At 29.5% G+C, this 19145-nt stretch carries 19 protein-coding genes; 10 read left to right on the top strand and 9 right to left on the bottom strand.

Annotated features, from left to right (window positions below):
* Positions 1-19: 19 nt before the first annotated feature.
* Genes ES045_RS05360 through ES045_RS05370 form a run of 3 tightly spaced genes read left to right on the top strand, consistent with a single transcriptional unit; the run spans position 20 to position 2558 of the window.
* The gene (locus ES045_RS05360; RefSeq protein WP_147113563.1) at positions 20-802 is read left to right on the top strand and encodes an MlaE family ABC transporter permease; all 783 of its coding nucleotides are present in this window, start codon (positions 20-22) and stop codon (positions 800-802) included.
* Complete coding sequence (locus ES045_RS05365; RefSeq protein WP_147113566.1) at positions 799-1554, top strand: ABC transporter ATP-binding protein; 756 nt, start codon at positions 799-801, stop codon at positions 1552-1554. Before ES045_RS05360 ends, ES045_RS05365 begins: the two co-directional genes overlap by 4 nt.
* Positions 1555-1559: 5 nt before the next feature.
* The gene (locus ES045_RS05370) at positions 1560-2558 is read left to right on the top strand and encodes an MlaD family protein (protein ID WP_147113569.1); all 999 of its coding nucleotides are present in this window, start codon (positions 1560-1562) and stop codon (positions 2556-2558) included.
* Between the two features lie 530 nt (positions 2559-3088).
* On the opposite strand, the gene ES045_RS05375 is transcribed toward ES045_RS05370, so the two are convergent.
* The 3 genes from ES045_RS05375 to ES045_RS05385 form a co-directional block, all read right to left on the bottom strand.
* A complete protein-coding gene (locus ES045_RS05375) occupies positions 3089-3844 on the bottom strand; it encodes a patatin-like phospholipase family protein (RefSeq protein WP_147113572.1) in 756 nt (251 codons plus the stop codon).
* A 9-nt stretch (positions 3845-3853) separates the two neighbouring features.
* The gene (locus ES045_RS05380) at positions 3854-4456 is read right to left on the bottom strand and encodes a WG repeat-containing protein (protein ID WP_147113575.1); all 603 of its coding nucleotides are present in this window, start codon (positions 4454-4456) and stop codon (positions 3854-3856) included.
* Between the two features lie 196 nt (positions 4457-4652).
* The gene (locus ES045_RS05385; RefSeq protein ID WP_147113578.1) at positions 4653-5102 is read right to left on the bottom strand and encodes a pyridoxamine 5'-phosphate oxidase family protein; all 450 of its coding nucleotides are present in this window, start codon (positions 5100-5102) and stop codon (positions 4653-4655) included.
* Positions 5103-5373: 271 nt separating this feature from the next.
* Here ES045_RS05385 and ES045_RS05390 point away from each other — a divergent pair, with 271 nt between their 5' ends.
* The 7 genes from ES045_RS05390 (at position 5374) to ES045_RS05420 (ending at position 13450) form a co-directional block, all read left to right on the top strand.
* A complete protein-coding gene (locus tag ES045_RS05390) occupies positions 5374-6219 on the top strand; it encodes a universal stress protein (RefSeq protein ID WP_147113581.1) in 846 nt (281 codons plus the stop codon).
* A gap of 17 nt (positions 6220-6236) precedes the next feature.
* Entirely contained in the window at positions 6237-7079 is an 843-nt protein-coding gene (locus tag ES045_RS05395) for a universal stress protein (protein WP_147113583.1), read from the top strand.
* Between the two features lie 253 nt (positions 7080-7332).
* The gene (locus ES045_RS05400; protein WP_147113586.1) at positions 7333-8184 is read left to right on the top strand and encodes a universal stress protein; all 852 of its coding nucleotides are present in this window, start codon (positions 7333-7335) and stop codon (positions 8182-8184) included.
* A 980-nt stretch (positions 8185-9164) separates the two neighbouring features.
* Positions 9165-10427, top strand: coding sequence for a tyrosine-type recombinase/integrase (locus ES045_RS05405; protein WP_147113589.1), 1263 nt, complete (start codon positions 9165-9167; stop codon positions 10425-10427).
* A 29-nt stretch (positions 10428-10456) separates the two neighbouring features.
* A complete protein-coding gene (locus ES045_RS05410) occupies positions 10457-11350 on the top strand; it encodes a hypothetical protein (RefSeq protein ID WP_147113591.1) in 894 nt (297 codons plus the stop codon).
* Positions 11351-11493: 143 nt separating this feature from the next.
* Positions 11494-11778: a helix-turn-helix domain-containing protein gene (locus tag ES045_RS05415; protein ID WP_147113593.1), complete on the top strand. Its 285-nt coding sequence runs from the start codon at positions 11494-11496 to the stop codon at positions 11776-11778.
* A 133-nt stretch (positions 11779-11911) separates the two neighbouring features.
* Positions 11912-13450, top strand: a complete 1539-nt coding sequence (locus ES045_RS05420) for a hypothetical protein (RefSeq protein ID WP_147113596.1) — start codon at positions 11912-11914, stop codon at positions 13448-13450.
* A 44-nt stretch (positions 13451-13494) separates the two neighbouring features.
* Here the strand turns inward: ES045_RS05420 and ES045_RS05425 are convergent, their stop codons facing one another.
* From ES045_RS05425 to ES045_RS05450, 6 genes are all read right to left on the bottom strand, one after another.
* Entirely contained in the window at positions 13495-13911 is a 417-nt protein-coding gene (locus ES045_RS05425) for a hypothetical protein (RefSeq protein ID WP_147113599.1), read from the bottom strand.
* 156 nt (positions 13912-14067) lie between these two features.
* Positions 14068-14460, bottom strand: coding sequence for a hypothetical protein (locus ES045_RS05430; protein WP_147113602.1), 393 nt, complete (start codon positions 14458-14460; stop codon positions 14068-14070).
* Position 14461: 1 nt separating this feature from the next.
* Positions 14462-14713 carry a hypothetical protein gene (locus tag ES045_RS05435; RefSeq protein ID WP_147113604.1) on the bottom strand — a complete coding sequence of 84 codons (252 nt, stop codon included), beginning with the start codon at positions 14711-14713 and terminating at the stop codon, positions 14462-14464.
* A gap of 358 nt (positions 14714-15071) precedes the next feature.
* The gene (locus ES045_RS05440) at positions 15072-15596 is read right to left on the bottom strand and encodes a hypothetical protein (protein WP_147113607.1); all 525 of its coding nucleotides are present in this window, start codon (positions 15594-15596) and stop codon (positions 15072-15074) included.
* A 16-nt stretch (positions 15597-15612) separates the two neighbouring features.
* On the bottom strand, positions 15613-18465 hold the full coding sequence (locus ES045_RS05445) for a type I restriction endonuclease subunit R (protein WP_147113610.1): 2853 nt from the start codon (positions 18463-18465) through the stop codon (positions 15613-15615).
* A 173-nt stretch (positions 18466-18638) separates the two neighbouring features.
* Positions 18639-19145: a hypothetical protein gene (locus tag ES045_RS05450; RefSeq protein ID WP_147113613.1), complete on the bottom strand. Its 507-nt coding sequence runs from the start codon at positions 19143-19145 to the stop codon at positions 18639-18641.

The raw sequence follows: 19145 nt of genomic DNA on the forward strand, positions 1-19145 counted from the left end.
TCCTAATAATGTGTACAGATTGAGTAAAAAAAATACGATCACAACAAAAGCTAAACTCTTTTTAGATGAGGTGGGAGATATAACATATTTCGCCATTCGTTTTTTTAGAGAAGTCTTTACGTCTCCGTTTGAACGGAAAGAGTTTTTAAGACAATGTTACCAAATGGGTAACCGGTCTTTAGTGTTGGTTGGTGTTACGGGTTTTATTTTAGGCTTGGTTTTTACACTGCAATCTAGACCTACACTTGCAGAGTTAGGTGCAACCTCTTGGATGCCATCTATGGTAAGTTTATCAATAGTAAGAGAAATTGGACCCGTTATTTTTGCGCTCATATGTGCAGGAAGAATTGGTTCTGGCATTGGTGCAGAATTGGGGTCGATGAAAGTAACAGAGCAAATAGATGCAATGGAAGTTTCTGGTACAAACCCTTTTAAATATTTAGTAGTTACACGTATTTTGGCAACTACATTAATGCTTCCGTTGCTGATTCTTATGGGAGATGCAATTGCCTTATTTGGGTCTGCAATTATAGAAAATTTAAAAGGAGAAGTCTCCTACCTATTGTACTTTAATAAAGTGTTTGATGCCCTACAATTTAGTGATTTGCTACCAGCAACTATAAAGTCTTTTTTCTTTGGTTTTGTTATTGGTTTGATAGGTTGCTATAAAGGTTATAATTGCTCTAAGGGTACAGTAGGAGTTGGAAAGGCGTCTAATGATGCTGTTGTCTATACATCAATGTTACTTTTTGTGATTGATTTTATTGCCGTATTTATTACAGATATTTTTTTTGAAATATGAAAGAAACAAAAGAGAACATACACCCCGTTTTAGAAATTAAAAACCTCTACAAAAGCTTTGGAGACAACCATGTACTTAATGGTTTTAATTTAAAACTATATAAAGGAGAAAACTTGGTAATAATGGGTAAATCTGGGTCTGGTAAATCTGTTATGATAAAATGTTTGGTAGGATTGCTAGAGGCAGATAGCGGAAGTATCACTATTAAAGGTTTAGATATTTTAAAGTTAGGACGCAAAGAACTAGATGTATTAAGAACAGAAATCGGATTTTTATTTCAAGGAAGTGCCTTGTATGATTCTATGACGGTGCGAGAAAATTTAGAATTTCCGTTGCGCAGAAATCGAGATAAAGTTGATGCTACCCAAACAACCGAAGCATTGGTAAAAGAAGCATTAGAAAATGTTGGCTTGGGAAAAGCAATCGATTTAATGCCCTCTGAACTTTCTGGCGGAATGAAACGGCGAGTGGCCTTGGCTAGAGCTTTAATTTTAAAACCTAAAATTATTTTATATGATGAACCTACCACAGGCCTGGATCCAATTACAGCAAAAGAAATTATCGAGTTAATGCGAACGATTCAAAACACCTATAAAACATCCTCTTTAATTATTACGCATGATGTAGATTGCGCCAGAGTAATTAGCAACCGAATGATTTTATTGGTAGATGGAATTAATTATGTAGAAGGAACTTTTGAAGAACTTTCTAAATCTAAAGACCTAAAAGTTAAAGCCTTTTTTAAAAATTAAATACGATGAAAAAATTAGCTTCTCATAAAATTCGCGTTGGTTTATTTGTAGTCCTTGGCACTGGTATTCTACTAACCGCACTTTATTTTATTGGTAATAGACAGCATATTTTTAGTAAAAACCTACAACTGTATGCTGTATTTCAAAATGTAAACGGATTACAATTGGGTAATAATGTTCGCTATTCTGGTATAAATGTAGGTACAGTTAGTAGTATTGAAATGATAAACAATAAAGAAATTATTGTACAAATGATGGTTGAAGAAAAAACAGGTGCATTCATTAAAAAAGATGCAATTGCAAGTATAGGATCAGACGGGTTGGTGGGAAGTATGGTCATTAATATTATTCCTGGTAAAGAGAATTTACAACCAGTTATTTCTACAGACACCATTACATCCTATAGTAAAATTGGTACAGATGATATGTTAACTACACTTAATGTAACCAATGAAAACGCAGCTTTGTTAACGGCTGGTTTATTAAAAATTACCAATAAAATTTTAAAAGGAGAAGGCGCATTAGGTGCTTTAATTACAGACTCGTTACTAACTAAAGACATTCGTGCTACGTTAATAAATCTAAAACAAACTACAAATGGTGCCAATAGACTTATAGGTTCTTTGAACTCTAAGTTTTCAAAAATAGATATGAAAGAAAGTGCTGTAGGTGTTTTATTAACAGATACCATTGTTGGAAACCAAGCCAAGAATGTGTTTTTACAATTAGAGAATTCGAGTGTTAAAATTTCTGAAGCAACAAAAACGCTTAATGAAATGATTTCTAAAATATCTACTACCGAAAACACTTTTAACTACCTCACAAAAGATGAAATGCTACCAAAAATAATAGATTCAACAATGGTGGAAATTAAAGAAGCTTCTAAAAAATTGAATGAAAATATGGAAGCATTGAAACATAATTTCTTTTTTAGAGGTTATTTTAAAAAACAAGCTAGAATAGAAAAAAGAAAGAAAAAAGCACTAGAGAAAAATAAGAATTGAATATTTACAAAAAAGCTTGAAAAGGAATTCTCATTTAGAAAAGTAAAGTAGTTTTCTACAAGCCCTAACTGACATTTAATTTCTTAATTGGCATTTATAAAATAATTTAATGAACGTAACGTCTGTAAAATGTTAGAATGGTACACTAAAGCATCTGGTGAAAAAAATAATAAGCGTAAATAATGATGTATTTTGTTTTAATTGAAATGTTCTCACTACAAAAAATTCTGAAAAACAAATTTTACTAGAACTAATAGCACGCGTTATCCGTTTTAGTTTTCTAAAAATCATATTAAGTGTTAGACTTTTAAGCCTGATGTATCGACCTCTTTTTTTTTAATAGTAATTACAAACAACATTAATGGCAGTTTGCTTATGTGCTGTTCTAGGACTCCTATCATTTTATTTCATCAATGCAAACATCCAAAGGATTTTAAAAAATCTATGAATTCGCAACAAAAAATAACGGGATTGTTCTGATATTCTATAAATAAAACTGAAGGATTCTTAAAAAATTGACTGGGTATTCATCAATTATTATAATCTTCTAATGATTTTAGCGCTGCTTCATAGCCAATTTCAAAAATAGTATCTATATTTTTTAGATTGAACATACCAAATTTCTCGAGCTCTTTTGGATTTATTAAAATGTCTACTTCTTTAAACTTGTGCTTGCATTGACTTTCAAAACTAATACTATAAGCCCTATTAGCTACTTGATAAGAATGTTTTAATTCTTCTTTGGTAATATTCTGTAAAGAGTTTACATAAACACCTATTGTTGTATCACATTTATTCTTAATGTGCTCAACAGGAAAATTATTTAAAACGCCACCATCTACATAAACAATATTGTTAATAGTTACGGGAGTAAATAACCCTGGAAATGCAGCAGATGCTAATATTGGTTTTATGAGTTCGCCACTATTAAATACTATTTCAGATCCTTCAATAAGATTTGTGGCAGGAATATAGAGTTGCTTTTTTAGACTTCTAAAATTATCTTCAATAAAGAAAGGTAATAGATCTTTATAAAACTTATTGGTATCTATAAAACCAGGTTTGTTATAAGCATAACGATTGTAATCAAATATAGGAATCTCCTTAAAAAAATTTAAGATACTACGCCAAGAATGGCCAGCAGCAAATAAAGATCCTACGATAGCACCTGCACTTGTTCCTGCAATATGGGTAATATCTATCTTGTGCTCTTCTAATGCTTTTAGTGCACCTATATGTGCAATGCCACGTGCACCTCCACCAGATAAAACCAATCCTGTATACATTGTAAACTATTATTTATTTAAGTTATAAATGCTGTAGGTATTGTCATCCTCTTTCACGGAAATAAGATGATCATTAATAAATTTAGAGTTTATAACGGGTATATTCTGTTGTGCTTTTAATTTATTTAGCAATAATTTATGCGGGGCACCAATGTATAACACCGATGTATTTTCTGTATTAATAATCAATTCATTATAGCTGTAATACACCACATTTTGATCAAAAACATTAGTCCCTGTATTTGTTTTATAATAATTAATTACCCTTGCAAAACCATTTTCAAACGCTTTTGCAACAATATATTCTGGGTTTATAATTGTTTTACCTTTGGTATTCATATAACCATAATAAACAACGTCTTCTCGTTCTTCTTTGATAAGACACAAACCATTCTTAAATACTGGCGGCTCTTTATAAGTAGCAACAATATCTTTTCTAAAGTCGATAACTATGCTTCCACTTTTATCTATAAACCCCCAAGAATCTCCATTACTTATAGCCATAAGACCTTCATTAAAATTACCTATGCTCTCAAGATTTGTATGTTGTTGCGCTCTTGAAGTATATGCAATGCTTAATAGAAAGAATACTATTAATTTTAAATCGTTCATAAGTTTTAATTTTAATATTTCTACTAAAGTAAAGTTACATTTCCTTTTTCCAAATGACAATTGTCAGTCCAATTGAAATGTTTGAGTGAATAAGAACAAGTAAATTTGTAGCTGCCCACTTTTTTTATTTAATGTAGCTTAAAAATTACTTTGTATTCTTCTTTATAGCTATCCATCTATTTTTTAATGATAAGAACTATTTCCTTTTACCCGTAATATCTTCTATTTCAATAGTAAATATTACAGGTATGTCATTTTCATCAATCTTATTAGAAAACTGATTGATAAAATCTAAATATCTTTGTTCCGAATTTTTGAGAATATTTTTCACCCCTAATGAAAATTGATGCAGCATAGATTTAGCGCCACTACCAGAGTGCTCATGATAAGTTCCTTGCACTAAAACCGATTTCCAGTCACTAATAGAGTTTATGTTAGATACACATAAAGAAACCTTTTTCTTTTTTCGCAAAGCATTTATTTCTTGGCTATTACTCAAGTGGCATGTAATGCTGTTTTGTTGTTCATTATAGTAATAGGTAATAGGCGTAATAATGGGTTCATTTTTAAATATATAACCTAAATCTCCTATATAATTAGTATTCAGTATGTTTTTCTTTTCTGCAGTACTTAAAGCTTTTATCATAGTTTTTATTATTTGGTTTTAAAAGTATAACATCCAATAGTCTTTTTCCTGTAGAACTATTCTCATAATTCTCTGGAATATATAATGGTTTTTAGGGTGAAATTAAACCTCTATTTTAGTTTATAAAATGATGAATGTCAGTTACCTTGATTTTATCATTTAAAAAGCTAACTAATTTTAGATAATTAAGTAGGGTTACTGATCTATATCATTTCATAATTGATAATTGATTGTTAGTTTTGAAGTACTCTTATTTAAAAGGCATTCTCAAATGATTAAAATACTGATTCCAATAGATTTTTCTGAAACATCTATAAATGCTATTAAATATGCAATGCGCTTGTTAAAAGATAGTGCATGTGAATTTATTGTATTGAATGCTTTTGCAGATGAAGTATACTCGAAAACGAATGAATTGAATAGCACTGATTTTGAAAAATTTAAAAAAGAGTACAAAAAAAATGTGGATAGTACATTAAAGCAAGAAATAGACGAGCTATTTAAGCTTTCCGCTAATCTAAAACATAGGTATACAGCTGTTTCTAGATTTGGAAGTTTGATAGATGAAACCAATAGAATTATAGCAAAAGAGAACATCGATTTGGTAATTATGGGTGCCATGGGAAAAACAAATGACAGAAGCATCGCATTTGGTAGAAATACTTTACAAATAATAAAACACTTAAAATGCCCTGTTTTATATGTACCTATAAATTATCAAAAAGATTTTCCTAAGAAAATACTCTTCCCGTCAGATTATATGATGCCTTATAAGAAGCGTGAACTTAAATTGGTTAGTGCTTTTGCAGTTAGTTTTGCAGCCTCTGTTAATTTTTTATATGTATCTGGTTTTAAAAAATTATCTCACAGACAACTAGATCACAAATTATTCTTAGATAGCTGTTTTACTGACAATAAGTGTGCTTTTTTACAAATTTCTGGAAAGGATTTAATAGAAAGTATCAATAAAACCGTTGACAATCATAAAATGGACATGCTTGTTATGGTAAACCAACGGCATTCTTATTTTGAAAATATTCTTTACAATTCTACTATTGAAGAGGTAGCCTTACAGATAAAAGTCCCTTTTCTAGTACTACAAAACTTACATCGCTAACCTTAAAAAACACTTATATGAAAAGTATCTTATTACCCACCGATTTTTCAGAAAACGCAGACAATGCCATCTCCTATGCTGTTCAATTATATAAAGATGTCGACTGCAAGTTTTATATTCTTCATACATATACTCCTGTAAACATTAGCACAGGTAGCATGATGGATAATTATTCTACCTATGCAGTACAAGATGCAGAAAAAGAAATAGCAGCACAAAAACTTCAAAAGATTGAAAATCGTTTGAAGACTGATTTTAAGAATACAAAACACACGTTTGTTACTATAGCGTCATTAAACCTCTTAACATCTGAAATGACAGAGGTTATAAAAAACCATGATATCGATTTAGTAATCATGGGAACTAAAGGAGCTACTGGTGCTAAAGAAATATTTATTGGCACCAATACAATGCATGCCATAAAAAAATTAGAATGTCCTATAATTGCAGTTCCTTCTGGGTTTAAATATGAAAAACCTAAAGATATTTTGTTTCCTACAGATTATAAAATTAGTAAATCTAACCTCTACCTTTCTTTAATAAAAGAACTTTGTAAAGAGCACACATCTATTTTACATATTTTAAACATTTATCAGAATATTCCTTTAAAAGAAAAACAAGAACAAACAGAAGCTTTTTTAGATATTTTCTTCGAAGGTAATACACACTTATTTCATACAGGAGAAGGTCAAGATATTGTTGAAGCGATAGAAACTTTTAAAACAAAACACAAAGTTAACTTCTTGATAATGATCTATAGCAATCATAATTTCATTGAGAATTTACTTTTTAAACCTGTTGTTAATCAAATGGTATATCATACGAACATTCCATTCTTGGTAATACCTTCCGAAGAATAAACACGTAATTAATAGCCCTCTAAATTCAATATAAAAATATATTCTATAATCTGTTTGTAAAGAGCAATTATACATATCAAATTTTTACTAATAAATTATAATATCACACCTAATTTACTGCATAAGAATGTGGTTACAAAAGACTAGATTAGAACTCTATTCTTAATTTTACCCGATGTCTAATGACAATTATCATAAATTAAAAGGGCTCTTTTATCTACTTTTATTGAACTAACTTATAATAACATATATAATGAAAAAAAAGATCTTATTACCAACCGATTTTTCGAAAAATGCACACAATGCCATAAATTATGCAATAGCACTTTATAAGGAAGAACCTTGCGAATTCTTTATACTACACTCCTACTACCTTCCAGGATATGATAAAAACAACCTGTTGAGTCTTGAGCCTACAAACAAAAAAATAAATGAGGTAAAAGAACGCGCTGAAACAAATATGGAGAAGTTAAAAACAAATGTATTGGCTACTACAGATAATAGTAATCATACATTTAACTTTCTAAATGAATTTGGTTCTTTTATTGATGTCCTTAAAAAGAAGGTACAAAAAGAAGACATTAAGTTGATAATTATGGGAACTCGAGGCGAAACGGATGACAAGAACTTAATTATGGGAAGCAATGCTGTGAATACGATGGAGAAAATTAGAAATTGTCCGGTTCTTATTATTCCTGGGAGTTTTATTTGTAAAGCCCCAAATGAAATTGTGTATCCTACAAATTTTAAAACGCACTACAAAGAAATTGAATTGGCTACTTTAATCGAAATTGCGCAATTAACCAATGCAACTATTCGAGTTTTATATATTAAGAAAGATAGAGCCTTTAGTAAAAAGCAAGAAGAGAACAAAGCTTTACTCGATCAAATTTTAGATTCCATTAACTCTACACATCACGAGTTATTCAACTTAAATATACAAAAAGGGGTGCGCTGTTTTGCGCAAAGTAGAGATAGTGAGATGATTGCTTTTATTAACAAGGAACACCATTTTTTCGGAAGTGTTTTTTCTCACCCAATGGTAAAAGAATTAGGTGATAATGCCAATGTACCTATATTGGCTTTACACGATTTAAGAAACTAGAAAATCTATGTGAAAGTATTTAGAATCTTAGTTTTGCTAAAGGATGGATAAAAAATGAGTCGAATTTATTTAATATTTTCTTCTTACTTGTAAGTATTCATACAATTCACTTTTTTTTTATCTCTTTAGTTTTTATGAAAAGTATTGTCTCATTTATAAGCGCACACTGTTTCTATATCGTTCTTCAATTTCATTTACAAAATATATGTGATTCCGTAAAATTTTATTTTATTCAGATTGAAAAATATCTGGAGTGTGAAGTTTCTCCGATTACATACAATCTTACTCCAAGATATTTTCTAGTGAACGCAACAGTTACCCATTTATTCACAGCTATCTTTTTTAAAAACTATACTCTACAAACCTGACGTTCACAATAATTCTTAAATAAACATTCGCTTTTTAGTTTTTCTCTGCCTTAATACGCTTGATATAAAAAATGAAAGAAAATAAATTATTTTTAGGTGTCAATTATTAGTTCGTATTAAAACGCAGAATACCAACTACAACAAAATAAATAACGGATCAATACTTAATAATTAGCAAACCACGAGTGAATTGGTGACATTTCCGTTACCCTATATATACCCGGAACAATAGGGTACCTATGCTATGCATTTTTAAGTGGATTTTGACGTGTTGTTATAAATTATCAAAAAACACTTAACCCCATTTAATTATCGAGTAAAGTCAGTGTTTATAGTAAGTTAAGAGGTTTTTCTATCACAGAATGTGATGTATAAAAAAAAGCCTCACATAAAATGCAAGGCTTTTGGCGGAGAAAGAGGGACTGCAAACCATCCAAGCCAACACCTTTCAAAAACCTAGTAAAACAACAAAACACACAACAAAACCAACACTTAACAGGCTTTTTGAATAAAAATAAATTTGATCTAACTTCGTTTAATTTGGATTAGATTGGATTTAGCCGTACAATTATCGTACAATATAATTATATTTGTACGACAACATCATAACTTATGGCTACCATCAATTTTTTGTATCGCTCCGTGAAAAATAAATCGAATATACATTTGCGTTTATTATTCCGAAATAATAGTACTGATTTTGTTTTTGGAACAAACACAAAGCTTGAAATATCAAAAGAGTATTGGAGTAAATATCACAGGATGAAAAGACCAAAAGATATAAATATTATCAACTTACAGACAGAAATAAAATATGAGCTAAATAAAATAGAAAATCATATTTTAAATAGTTTCAACAATTTCAACCCTGACTTAATAGATAAAAAATGGCTAGAAGTAGAAATGAATTACTACTATAACCCGCCACAAAAAGCAGAAGCTTTAACAAATGAGCTTTTAAAATATATAGATGTATATATAGATTACAAGAAACACAATATCACTAAAGCCACAATTACAAAGTTTAACGGAATCAAAAAACTAATAACTAAATACCAAATAAATAAAAAAACTACCGTTTTAATCTCTGATGTAAATAATAGCTTCAAAAAAGATTTTGAAGATTTTTGTTTACAAGATAAATATGCTCCAAATACAATTGCCAGAGCAATAAGATTTATAAAAACATTCTGCAAACATGCGCAATCAAATGGATTAGAAACCAGCTACCAATTAGACAGTATTAAAACTAAAAATATAAAAGTTGAAAGTATATATTTAACCTTCGAAGATTTAAAAAAAATAGAAGAAACTGATTATACTGAAAGTTTAGATAATGCAAAAGATTGGTTAATTATAAGCTGTTATACTGGCCAAAGAGTTTCAGATTTTATGCGTTTTACAAAAGAAATGATTCGATATGAAAAAAACAAAAATGATGGTATACTGAAACCTCTAATCGAATTTACCCAGAAAAAAACAAATAAAATGATGACCGTGCCACTTCATAAAAAAGTAATTGAAATACTTGACAAAAGGAATGGTGAGTTCCCGTATTCTTTATCTGATCAAAAATATAACAAACACATTAAAGAAGTTTGTAGATTAGCAACAATAAAAGAAATTGTAAGCGGTAGTAAACTATTACCAATAGAAAAAGGTAGCAAGATAACTAGAAAGCAATCAGGTACTTTTGAAAAATGGGAACTCGTAACGTCTCATATAGGAAGAAGATCGTTTGCATCAAACTATTATGGAGAGATACCTACAAATTATTTGATATACATAACTGGACATAGCACAGAAACAATGTTTTTAAATTACATCGGCAAAAGTAATAAAGATAAAGCCATGGAAATGACTAACTTCTTTTAACCACAAAAGGATTAAATACTATACAATATATGTTTCACAATATTTGGGAATTACCAGAAACTAAAAATTTTAAAGTTAGTACAATTTATGAGATTGATGAGATTATTATGGCTCATGGAGCTTCACCCTATGACGAAGATTACAAAATTAAGAGAGTTTTTTATAAATATGAATGGGAAGGGCTTGGTGTATGGGAAAAAATTTTCATTACAAAAGAAGAGTATTTTCAAAATTACCACATTCAGGATGAACAATATATTACTGAACTAAATTATTCGGAATTTCAAGATAAATTTTGGTTTGAAATTTTAGAGAGTGATTTAATAGATAATTTAATACCAAATGGTCAATTTTCATTTCTTAAAAAAGTAAATCAATTAATTATAAATTCTGAATCTGACAGCAAATCAAAATTTTATTTAAACTCTTCCTTGAAGGGCTTAAAAGAAGTCATTGATCAATTGGTATTTTTAGATTCTCAAGCGGAAATAAACGAAATTCAAAAATTTGTCATAAAGTCTTATATCCCAATTTATATAGGAGTTATTGAATATTTAATTGAAGAATACGAATTAATATATCCAGATATTATAAATAAATTTAAATCTCAAAACTATAATCAACCATCTCAAGAAAATCCATATCCAAAAATTTTCTCTAATAATAAAGCATATCTTCTTTTTCAAAAATTACATGAAGCTTACAAAGATGAAAAAAAAGACCAAGCTAATTACAGTTTTATTTATTATAGAATGAAAGCTGATAAACTTATCCTATGCACGGGGAAATATTTTATTAACTTTCTTATAGAATTTGATATAACCCCCAGTAAAATTGATTCTCGACAAAAAAACGAGTTAAACAATAAAGTCCCATTTTATAATAACACACGAGACTTTACAATAGGAAAAGCTGACAAATAACCACGATTTATTAAGCCTAAAATGAGGTTTAAAATATATTCCCCATAATAACTCAACAATAGCCCACTAATATCCCAACTCTGGGTAGTCAGACCCTCTCATATCGAACTATTTTTGCATTGAATTTAAAAACAAATGCAATTATGGAAGCAATTCAATTTCTTCAAACAACGCCCGATGAATTTTCGGAGCAACTTTTCAACAGATTTAAAAATCTTTTAGGAGATTTAAAAAAAGTATCACCAATTCCAGATCACGAAGAATTAATGACTAGGACTGAAGTTTGTAAATTTTTGCAGATTGACAGTTCTACACTTTGGTTATGGACTAAAAAAGGCAAATTAAAAGGTTATGGAATAGGCAACCGCAGGTATTACAAGAAAAAAGAAATACTAAACTCTTTAGTCCCATTGAAAATAGTGACGTAATTCAGTCTACCTGAAACCTTCAAGACAAACAGTTTAAATTTATTTAGGCTAAAACTAATCAATATTAACAGCAAAGGCAAAATGGTGTTTTCACATCATGTGGGAATGTTTTGCAATTTTTTAAAAGAACAAAATGAAATATAAGAACACATTTATAACAATAGAACAAGAATTATTTGACCGTTTAGAGCAAACAATCGAAGAGCACAATTTACATCTAGGTGGAGATGATGAAAACAAATTAAAAATGGATAAAGCCGCATTTCTAATTGACCACATTCGCTATCGACAACTTCTTAAAAAAGATAAACTGGTGCACGGTTATGTTAGATTGCATTCTGCATACCTAAATATCTATTTAGAAAAAGACCTGAAAAAATACAAGGACTTTCTAAAAAGAGAAGGCTTTATAAAGACAATCCCTTACAACAAAGAGAACAATAAATCTATTGGCTATAAAATATCTTTCTATGATAAAAGTGGATATAAAGACATTCAAAAAAAGAAATTTATGGTATACGAGTTTATTGATTTTGATTATGAGAAGCACCTTAATAAAAATATTGAGAAATTAGCAGAAAATGAACGTAGAAAAAAATCAGCAGACAGAAGCACCAGACATTTAACAAAATGGCTCAATTCCAATAATATACAAATTGACTGGGAAGCTGCATTCAAATGGATTAACAGTAATAAAAAATTAAAAGATTCCCAAAAAGAATCTTATGCTCATGCTGTAAATAGAATTCGATTTAAAAACTGGTACTATGTAAGAAGCACTAAAGACAATCGGCTGCACAGTAACCTTACAAATTTACCGTCAGAATTGCGCAAATTCTTATCTCACAAAAGTCAAAAGTTAGTCTCATTAGATATTAAATCTTCCCAACCTTTTATGTTGGCAGGCGTATTTAATCTACTAATAAAATCTAAAGATAAATTAGAATTACTAAAAGAGAAATTAAAATGTAAGGATGTAAAAGATAAGCTTACTACTGTAATGAATTCTATAATCTTAAATTCTAAGACTATCATTAACTTTAAGGCTTACATAAACTTGATTTGCAAGGAAGACATATATAACCATATTGCGGGAAATTTAAGTCCCAATTTCATCAAAACCATTGAGTCAAAAACCAATAAAGACACCTATGAAGATATGGTCTATAATCAGGCTAAAGGTTATGCCGTAGAAACTCCATTTAAAGACATAAGAACCTATTGTAAAATACTAACATTAGAATATATGTATTCTTCTATTGAGAGCGCTAAAAAGCCATTAAAAGAGATTAAACGGATATATCCAACCGCTGTAAATAATTTTATACATGACTTTAAATACTGTAAAGAATTAAAGGTGCCAATACGTGGAAAAGGAAAAAGAAACAAGAGGCAGAAATTAGTAATTGACGCCTCTAAAAAATTGTTTGCAAAATTCCTTCAACAATTGGAAGCAGGAATTATACTAGATACGATTACTAAAGAATTATCAGTTTCGTATCCTACTATGTTTATGGCAACTATACACGATAGCATCACTGTTCCTAAAGAATATGAAGAAATCGTAAAAGATTTTTTAAAGAGACGCCTTTTTGAAATATTTGGAATTGAATCAGAAATTAAATCTGAAGATTGGCAAAAAAAGAATAAAATAAAAAACAGAGGATTATGAAGTATGAAAAATTTGAGTTTTATTTTGTGAGGAATTGACTATAACTATGCATTTAATGTAGCAAGTTGGTTCTTGATTAAGAATATACTGTGCTGGCAAATCGTAATTTTCATTTTTCTGTAAATATCACCCTCTGTGATTTCATGTATTTTTTGATTACCTTGAAATTTTGGGAATGCCTTTTTTATACCCTGTTCTATTTTTGAATCTAAGGTATACTCAGCTATAACATTTAGCTCATAAATTCGAATATTTTTAGTTTCTCGTAAGCTTCTTCTATTGACCCCCCTCGAAGAGCGACTGTTGTTAGTACTGCTTCGTAATGCCTCGGATAAGTTATTATTTTCATATTCTCCTCGTGGGTCAAGGTAGTTCTCTTGTTGTTCAATTCGTTTTTGTTCTTCAATTCTTCTGACTGTTTCATATTTCTTAAAATTATAAATGTTTTTTATGTTTGCCAACAACGTGTTTGTACAAGATTTTTTGCGGTGGTTAAGCACTAAAGTTAACAAATAATAACTAAATACAAAGTCCGCGAGGACTTTTCTAAATAAGCTAGAACCAAAGCAATTAATTTTGTACGTTGTTACCCTTTGTTTTTATTCCTATTTAATAATTTAAAAGCCATTCCCAATTAAATTCCGTTGATATATTTCTAATTCTTTTTCAATTTTGTCAATCATTTGGGATTGAGGTAAATATTCAGGGAAATTCCAGTTTAATGAATGTTTTCCAAACATAATACTCTGGTGATTCCAAAAAACTGATACATCCTCAAATCCGTGACCAATCGTAAATCTTGTTTGTACATTAACACCTTTTACAACCAAAGTCATAGAATAACTATTTTTTTTCTCTATTTCAATATTTGGTATTATTAAAAAATGGTCTATAAGTTCCTTATATTTCAAATCTAAACCACCTTGAACATTAACTTTAGCAACTTCTTCTTTTTTACCAAGTACAAACCAAACTACTGCAATACCAATTACTATAAATACTAAAAACATATTAAGATTTTAAAATTATACCTTCTGCCTCGTTATTAAAAATCATTGACTTTTTACCATCGTGAGATAGTGAAACATAGAATTGATTAAATGGATTCAAATTGTCAAAATCTACTTCTAAATTTTGAGACTTCATAGTTAGGTAAAGTGTTCTGTTTTTATCTTTTTCAGCTACAGAATGTATATGATATTTTCCAGAATAGTTAAAGAAAGGAATGATTGAAAAATGAAAAACGCCACTCTTATGTTCCAAATTAGCTAATTGTAACCTTTTGTAAAAAAGTTGATTAGCAAACTTACTTTTTGTGTAAAAATAGGTCATTTTATTGTTCGATTAATTTATTGTAAGGGAGTTCTAAAAATTAATTTTTTACAGAAAAGTCTAATAAGCACAAACTCCTTTTAAATGCTTTTTGAGCTTTCTGTTATAAACTTATAAATCTATTTTCATTTCACCTATTTTTTTTTGATTTTTTTTGCAACACAACATATAACCGTCCCAGTTGCCTATCTACTTTTGATAGCAAGGCTATTAATTCCATATCGGTTAATAACCATTATTTATTTATGGCCTCTGAAAGGGGTTTTGGGTTGTGGGGAATTTAAATAGCCTAACGAACATTCCCTTTATATCCTTTGTAAAATCCTATGAAAAAATCTACAATCCATTTTAGTGATAAGAATACAAACCACAATAAAGTGGTCGAAATATACCATAAAAATTTAAAAAGATTTATAATAAGGCTAAACGCTAAAAATATTAATTGAAGTGTAGCTGCGTTTTTACCTCTTACTTGAATACCACCTAATTTGAAACTTGAATAATTTGGTTTCATTATATTATAAGAACCTCTTTTATTTTTTATAGAAGTACTAACACCGCCTTTTGAAATATTGAAATTAAAAGGGCCACTATTGTACCTTCCTATAAATTGAAAGTTACCACGCTGAAACCCCATTCTAGCTCCTTTAAATAGCCTTTTATGAAGTCTGACACCGTGATTGGTATTTATAGTAGCGCCATACCCATCTTTTGAAATTGTTTTTGTTCCAGAAACACCTCCTGTTCTGGAAACACGAACATTTTTACCGCGATATTCTATTCTCTTTTTTGGTGGTGTGTTCTTTTCTGACATTTATTAATAATTATTTTTACCCATCCATTCCATTAATAAAAGTCTCTACAAAGTTTACTACTTTATTTAAGATTCTATCTCCAATTGATTTACGTTTTAAAACGTTTGGTTTTGTACCTTCTATTAAATCTAATAATTCATCACGTAATGGCTCTCTTTCTGCAAAGAGATAATGCTCTATGAGTTTTTGTGTTTTTTCTGATGATAGATTTTCTTCTTTTACAAATACTTCAAATGCTTTTTGTTGTTCTTCTGACCAGAACTTCTCAAACTCTTGCGGTATTGTTTCTGTGTCTTCTATTTCAGGAAGGTTATCTTCTATAAACTTTTCTATTAACGCTCGCTTACTTCTTAAATTAGCTTCTCCAGTTAATAAATCTACTACTTCTTTTTTCTTAGTTTCTTGCTCTTCTTTCTTAACATCTTTTAAGGATGCTAAGAGTTTTAAAATATAAGTAACGTTTATTTCATCACTATGAATTAATTCTAACTCAAAATCTACATCATCTAATATTGATACTTTTTCTTTAGCAGTATCGTCTTTTGTTTTTTGCCATAAATCAAGATATTTACTTCTAAAATCATTAAATAACTGCTCTTCCATTGCCAAATCTTCCCAATCAAAATTGGCAAAGGTTGTCATTGTGTTTTTTAAACGCATTAACTCTCTAAATGCCTTAATAAAGGCTAATTCATCTTCTTCACTTACTAAATCATTAACGCTATTTACAGTTGGTGTAACTTTAAGTAACTCTATATACCCTTCATTGAATTTCTGTGTATAATCTTCGTAAGGTTTCATTATAATAACATCTATAGCTTCTTTGTTGCTAAAGAGCGTTATTGCTTGATCTGTTACTTCTTTAAGATTACGAAACACCACAATATTACCTTGTGATTTCTGTTCGTTTATAATTCTATTTGTACGAGAATACGCTTGTATTAATCCGTGATATTTTAAATTCTTATCTACGTATAAAGTGTTTAATGATGGGCTATCAAAACCTGTTAAAAACATATTTACCACTAACAAAATATCTATTTTACGTTCTTTTACTTTCTTTGATATATCGTTGTAATAATTGTAAAATGATTGGCTATCTTTTGTTGTAAAATTAGAACCAAACATTGCATTATAATGCCCTATATAACTTTCTAATTTATCCCTTTTATGTGGGTTTATAGTATACGCAGCATTCGGTTCTGCCGCTATTGCTACTTCTTCTGGAATATATCCGTTTGCATCTGCATCTTCTTCGTTCGCTACATAACTAAATATGGTTGCTATTTTTAAATTGTGTTTACCTTCTAGTTTTTTACGATGCAAAATATCATAATAATTGACCAACATATCTGTACTACCAACACAAAACATTCCTGTAAATTCTTTGTTGTGTGTTTTACGATTATGATTTGCTATAATATAATCTGCTATTTTATCCAAACGTTTTGGTGATTCCATCAACTCTTTACGGTCAATATCTTCTACTTCAATATCTATTTCTGTTGCAGATTCTTTTTGTTTGTATTTACCAACATATTCTACTGCAAATTTTAATACATTCTCATCTTTAATTGCATCTGTAATCACGTATTTATGCAAGCACTCACCAAATAATTCTTTCGTAGTACGTTTACCTAATTCGTTTTTAACTGCGTTGTCTGCAAATATTGGTGTACCTGTAAAACCAAACATTTGAAAGTTATTGAAGAACGCTTTTATACGGTTGTGTGTATCGCCAAATTGACTCCTATGACATTCATCGAAAATAAAAACGATACGTTCCTCTTTCATTTTTTCCATTTTCGCTAAATAGTTCTTTTTACTAATTGCTGTATTTAGTTTTTGAATGGTAGTAACAATGATTTTTGTATCGTCACTAAACTGTTTTACTAATGCTTTGGTATTATCTGTACCATCTATACTGCCTTTAGAGAAACTATTAAATTCTTTGGTGGTTTGGTAATCTAAATCTTTTCTATCTACAACAAACACCACCTTTTTAACTTGTGGCATTTTCATAATAATTTGACTTGCCTTAAATGAAGTAAGCGTTTTACCTGAACCTGTAGTGTGCCATATATAACCGTTCTGTGTACTGTTTTTAACCTTATCTATAATACTTTCTACTGCAAAGTATTGATACGGTCTCAGCACCATTAATATTTTATGTGTTTCATTTAAAACAATATATTTACATATCATTTTAGAGATATGACAAGGGTCTAAAAACTCACTTGTAAACCCATTTAAAATATTCGTTAAACGCTTGTTTTCGTTATTCGTCCAATAGAATGTTTGTTTAAAAGATTGATGTCTGTTATTTGCATAGTATTTGGTATTTACACCGTTACTTATTACAAATATTTGTACGTATTGAAACAAAGCGGACTTCGCACCAAATGAATGTCTTTGATAACGGTTTATTTGATTAAAGGCTTCTTTCATTTCTAAACCTCTACGCTTTAATTCTATTTGTACTAATGGTAAGCCATTTACTAATAGCGTAACATCGTAACGATTTTTATAACTACCCTCAATAGTAACTTGATTGGTAACTTGATATTGATTTTGACACCAATGCTCGGTATTTAAAAACTCGAAATATAAATTATCTCCATTATCTCTAACAATGTGTTGTTTTTCTCTTAATGTTTTTGCCTTTTCAAATACAGAACCTTTACTAAGAATATTTAATACACGCTCAAACTCTTTAGCAGTAAACATAATATTGTTATGCTTTTCTAACTGTGCTTTTAAATTAGCTAATAAAGAAGCTTCATCTGGAATACTAACCTTAGTATAGCCTTGATTTGATAACTGTTCTATTAACTGATTTTCTAATACTTGTTCTGGTTGTGTACTCATTTATTTTTGTTAATTTGGCATCAATCTTGTATTAAAAATGCGTATAAGTGTAACTTAATTGTTGAAAAGCATTCATATTTGAAAACATTTTGTATATTTGTACCGAGTTCATTTCTCATTTGAGAAAAGGAAATCGAGAAACGCAAGCCATAGAAGCTCTGCGTTTTTTGCTTTTATAATAGTTCTGTCAATCTTCTTTTATACTTTTTTTCAAACTTACTACGCTTTTCGTCTTTACCCCTTACATAGTAAGCAGACAGTAAATAATATTCATCTTTATTTCTTAAAGGCTCTAAAACAATAACATATTTTTCGTTTTTATCATAGATATAGGTTCTGTTTCCTTTTGGCTCTTTAATAGAATATACCAGTACATTATCATTCTTTTTCTCGTCTATATGATATTTTACCCAATGTAATCTTTGAGAACGATGTACATCATACTCTCTTGCTTTCGTTTTTTCATCTATAGTCACCGTTGTTAAATGTCTAAACAATGTATCCATTGTTATTAAACCATCTAAAGGTGTAGGTGTAATTTGTTTTGCTCTAAACTTAAAATTAGCATTGTTAGTAATGTCTCTATCAAAAACACCTCTTAAAGAAGTATTTCTGTTGTGTGGCGACATACCTGTAATATCTAATAAATCGTTATATTTTTTTAGCTGATTAAATGGCAT

It is taken from the genome of Polaribacter sp. IC073 (genome assembly GCF_007997075.1).
Classification (GTDB): Bacteria; Bacteroidota; Bacteroidia; order Flavobacteriales; family Flavobacteriaceae; genus Polaribacter.

Coding starts and splice junctions, on each gene's coding strand:
- ES045_RS05375 (WP_147113572.1), bottom strand. CDS start 3,844: ATGTATACAGGATTGGTTTTATCTGGTGGAGGTGCACGTGGCATTGCA.
- ES045_RS05370 (WP_147113569.1), top strand. CDS start 1,560: ATGAAAAAATTAGCTTCTCATAAAATTCGCGTTGGTTTATTTGTAGTC.
- ES045_RS05380 (WP_147113575.1), bottom strand. CDS start 4,456: ATGAACGATTTAAAATTAATAGTATTCTTTCTATTAAGCATTGCATAT.
- ES045_RS05445 (WP_147113610.1), bottom strand. CDS start 18,465: ATGAGTACACAACCAGAACAAGTATTAGAAAATCAGTTAATAGAACAG.
- ES045_RS05405 (WP_147113589.1), top strand. CDS start 9,165: ATGGCTACCATCAATTTTTTGTATCGCTCCGTGAAAAATAAATCGAAT.
- ES045_RS05395 (WP_147113583.1), top strand. CDS start 6,237: ATGAAAAGTATCTTATTACCCACCGATTTTTCAGAAAACGCAGACAAT.
- ES045_RS05420 (WP_147113596.1), top strand. CDS start 11,912: ATGAAATATAAGAACACATTTATAACAATAGAACAAGAATTATTTGAC.
- ES045_RS05430 (WP_147113602.1), bottom strand. CDS start 14,460: ATGTTTTTAGTATTTATAGTAATTGGTATTGCAGTAGTTTGGTTTGTA.
- ES045_RS05365 (WP_147113566.1), top strand. CDS start 799: ATGAAAGAAACAAAAGAGAACATACACCCCGTTTTAGAAATTAAAAAC.
- ES045_RS05385 (WP_147113578.1), bottom strand. CDS start 5,102: ATGATAAAAGCTTTAAGTACTGCAGAAAAGAAAAACATACTGAATACT.
- ES045_RS05450 (WP_147113613.1), bottom strand. CDS start 19,145: ATGCCATTTAATCAGCTAAAAAAATATAACGATTTATTAGATATTACA.
- ES045_RS05415 (WP_147113593.1), top strand. CDS start 11,494: ATGGAAGCAATTCAATTTCTTCAAACAACGCCCGATGAATTTTCGGAG.
- ES045_RS05400 (WP_147113586.1), top strand. CDS start 7,333: ATGAAAAAAAAGATCTTATTACCAACCGATTTTTCGAAAAATGCACAC.
- ES045_RS05390 (WP_147113581.1), top strand. CDS start 5,374: ATGATTAAAATACTGATTCCAATAGATTTTTCTGAAACATCTATAAAT.
- ES045_RS05440 (WP_147113607.1), bottom strand. CDS start 15,596: ATGTCAGAAAAGAACACACCACCAAAAAAGAGAATAGAATATCGCGGT.
- ES045_RS05410 (WP_147113591.1), top strand. CDS start 10,457: ATGTTTCACAATATTTGGGAATTACCAGAAACTAAAAATTTTAAAGTT.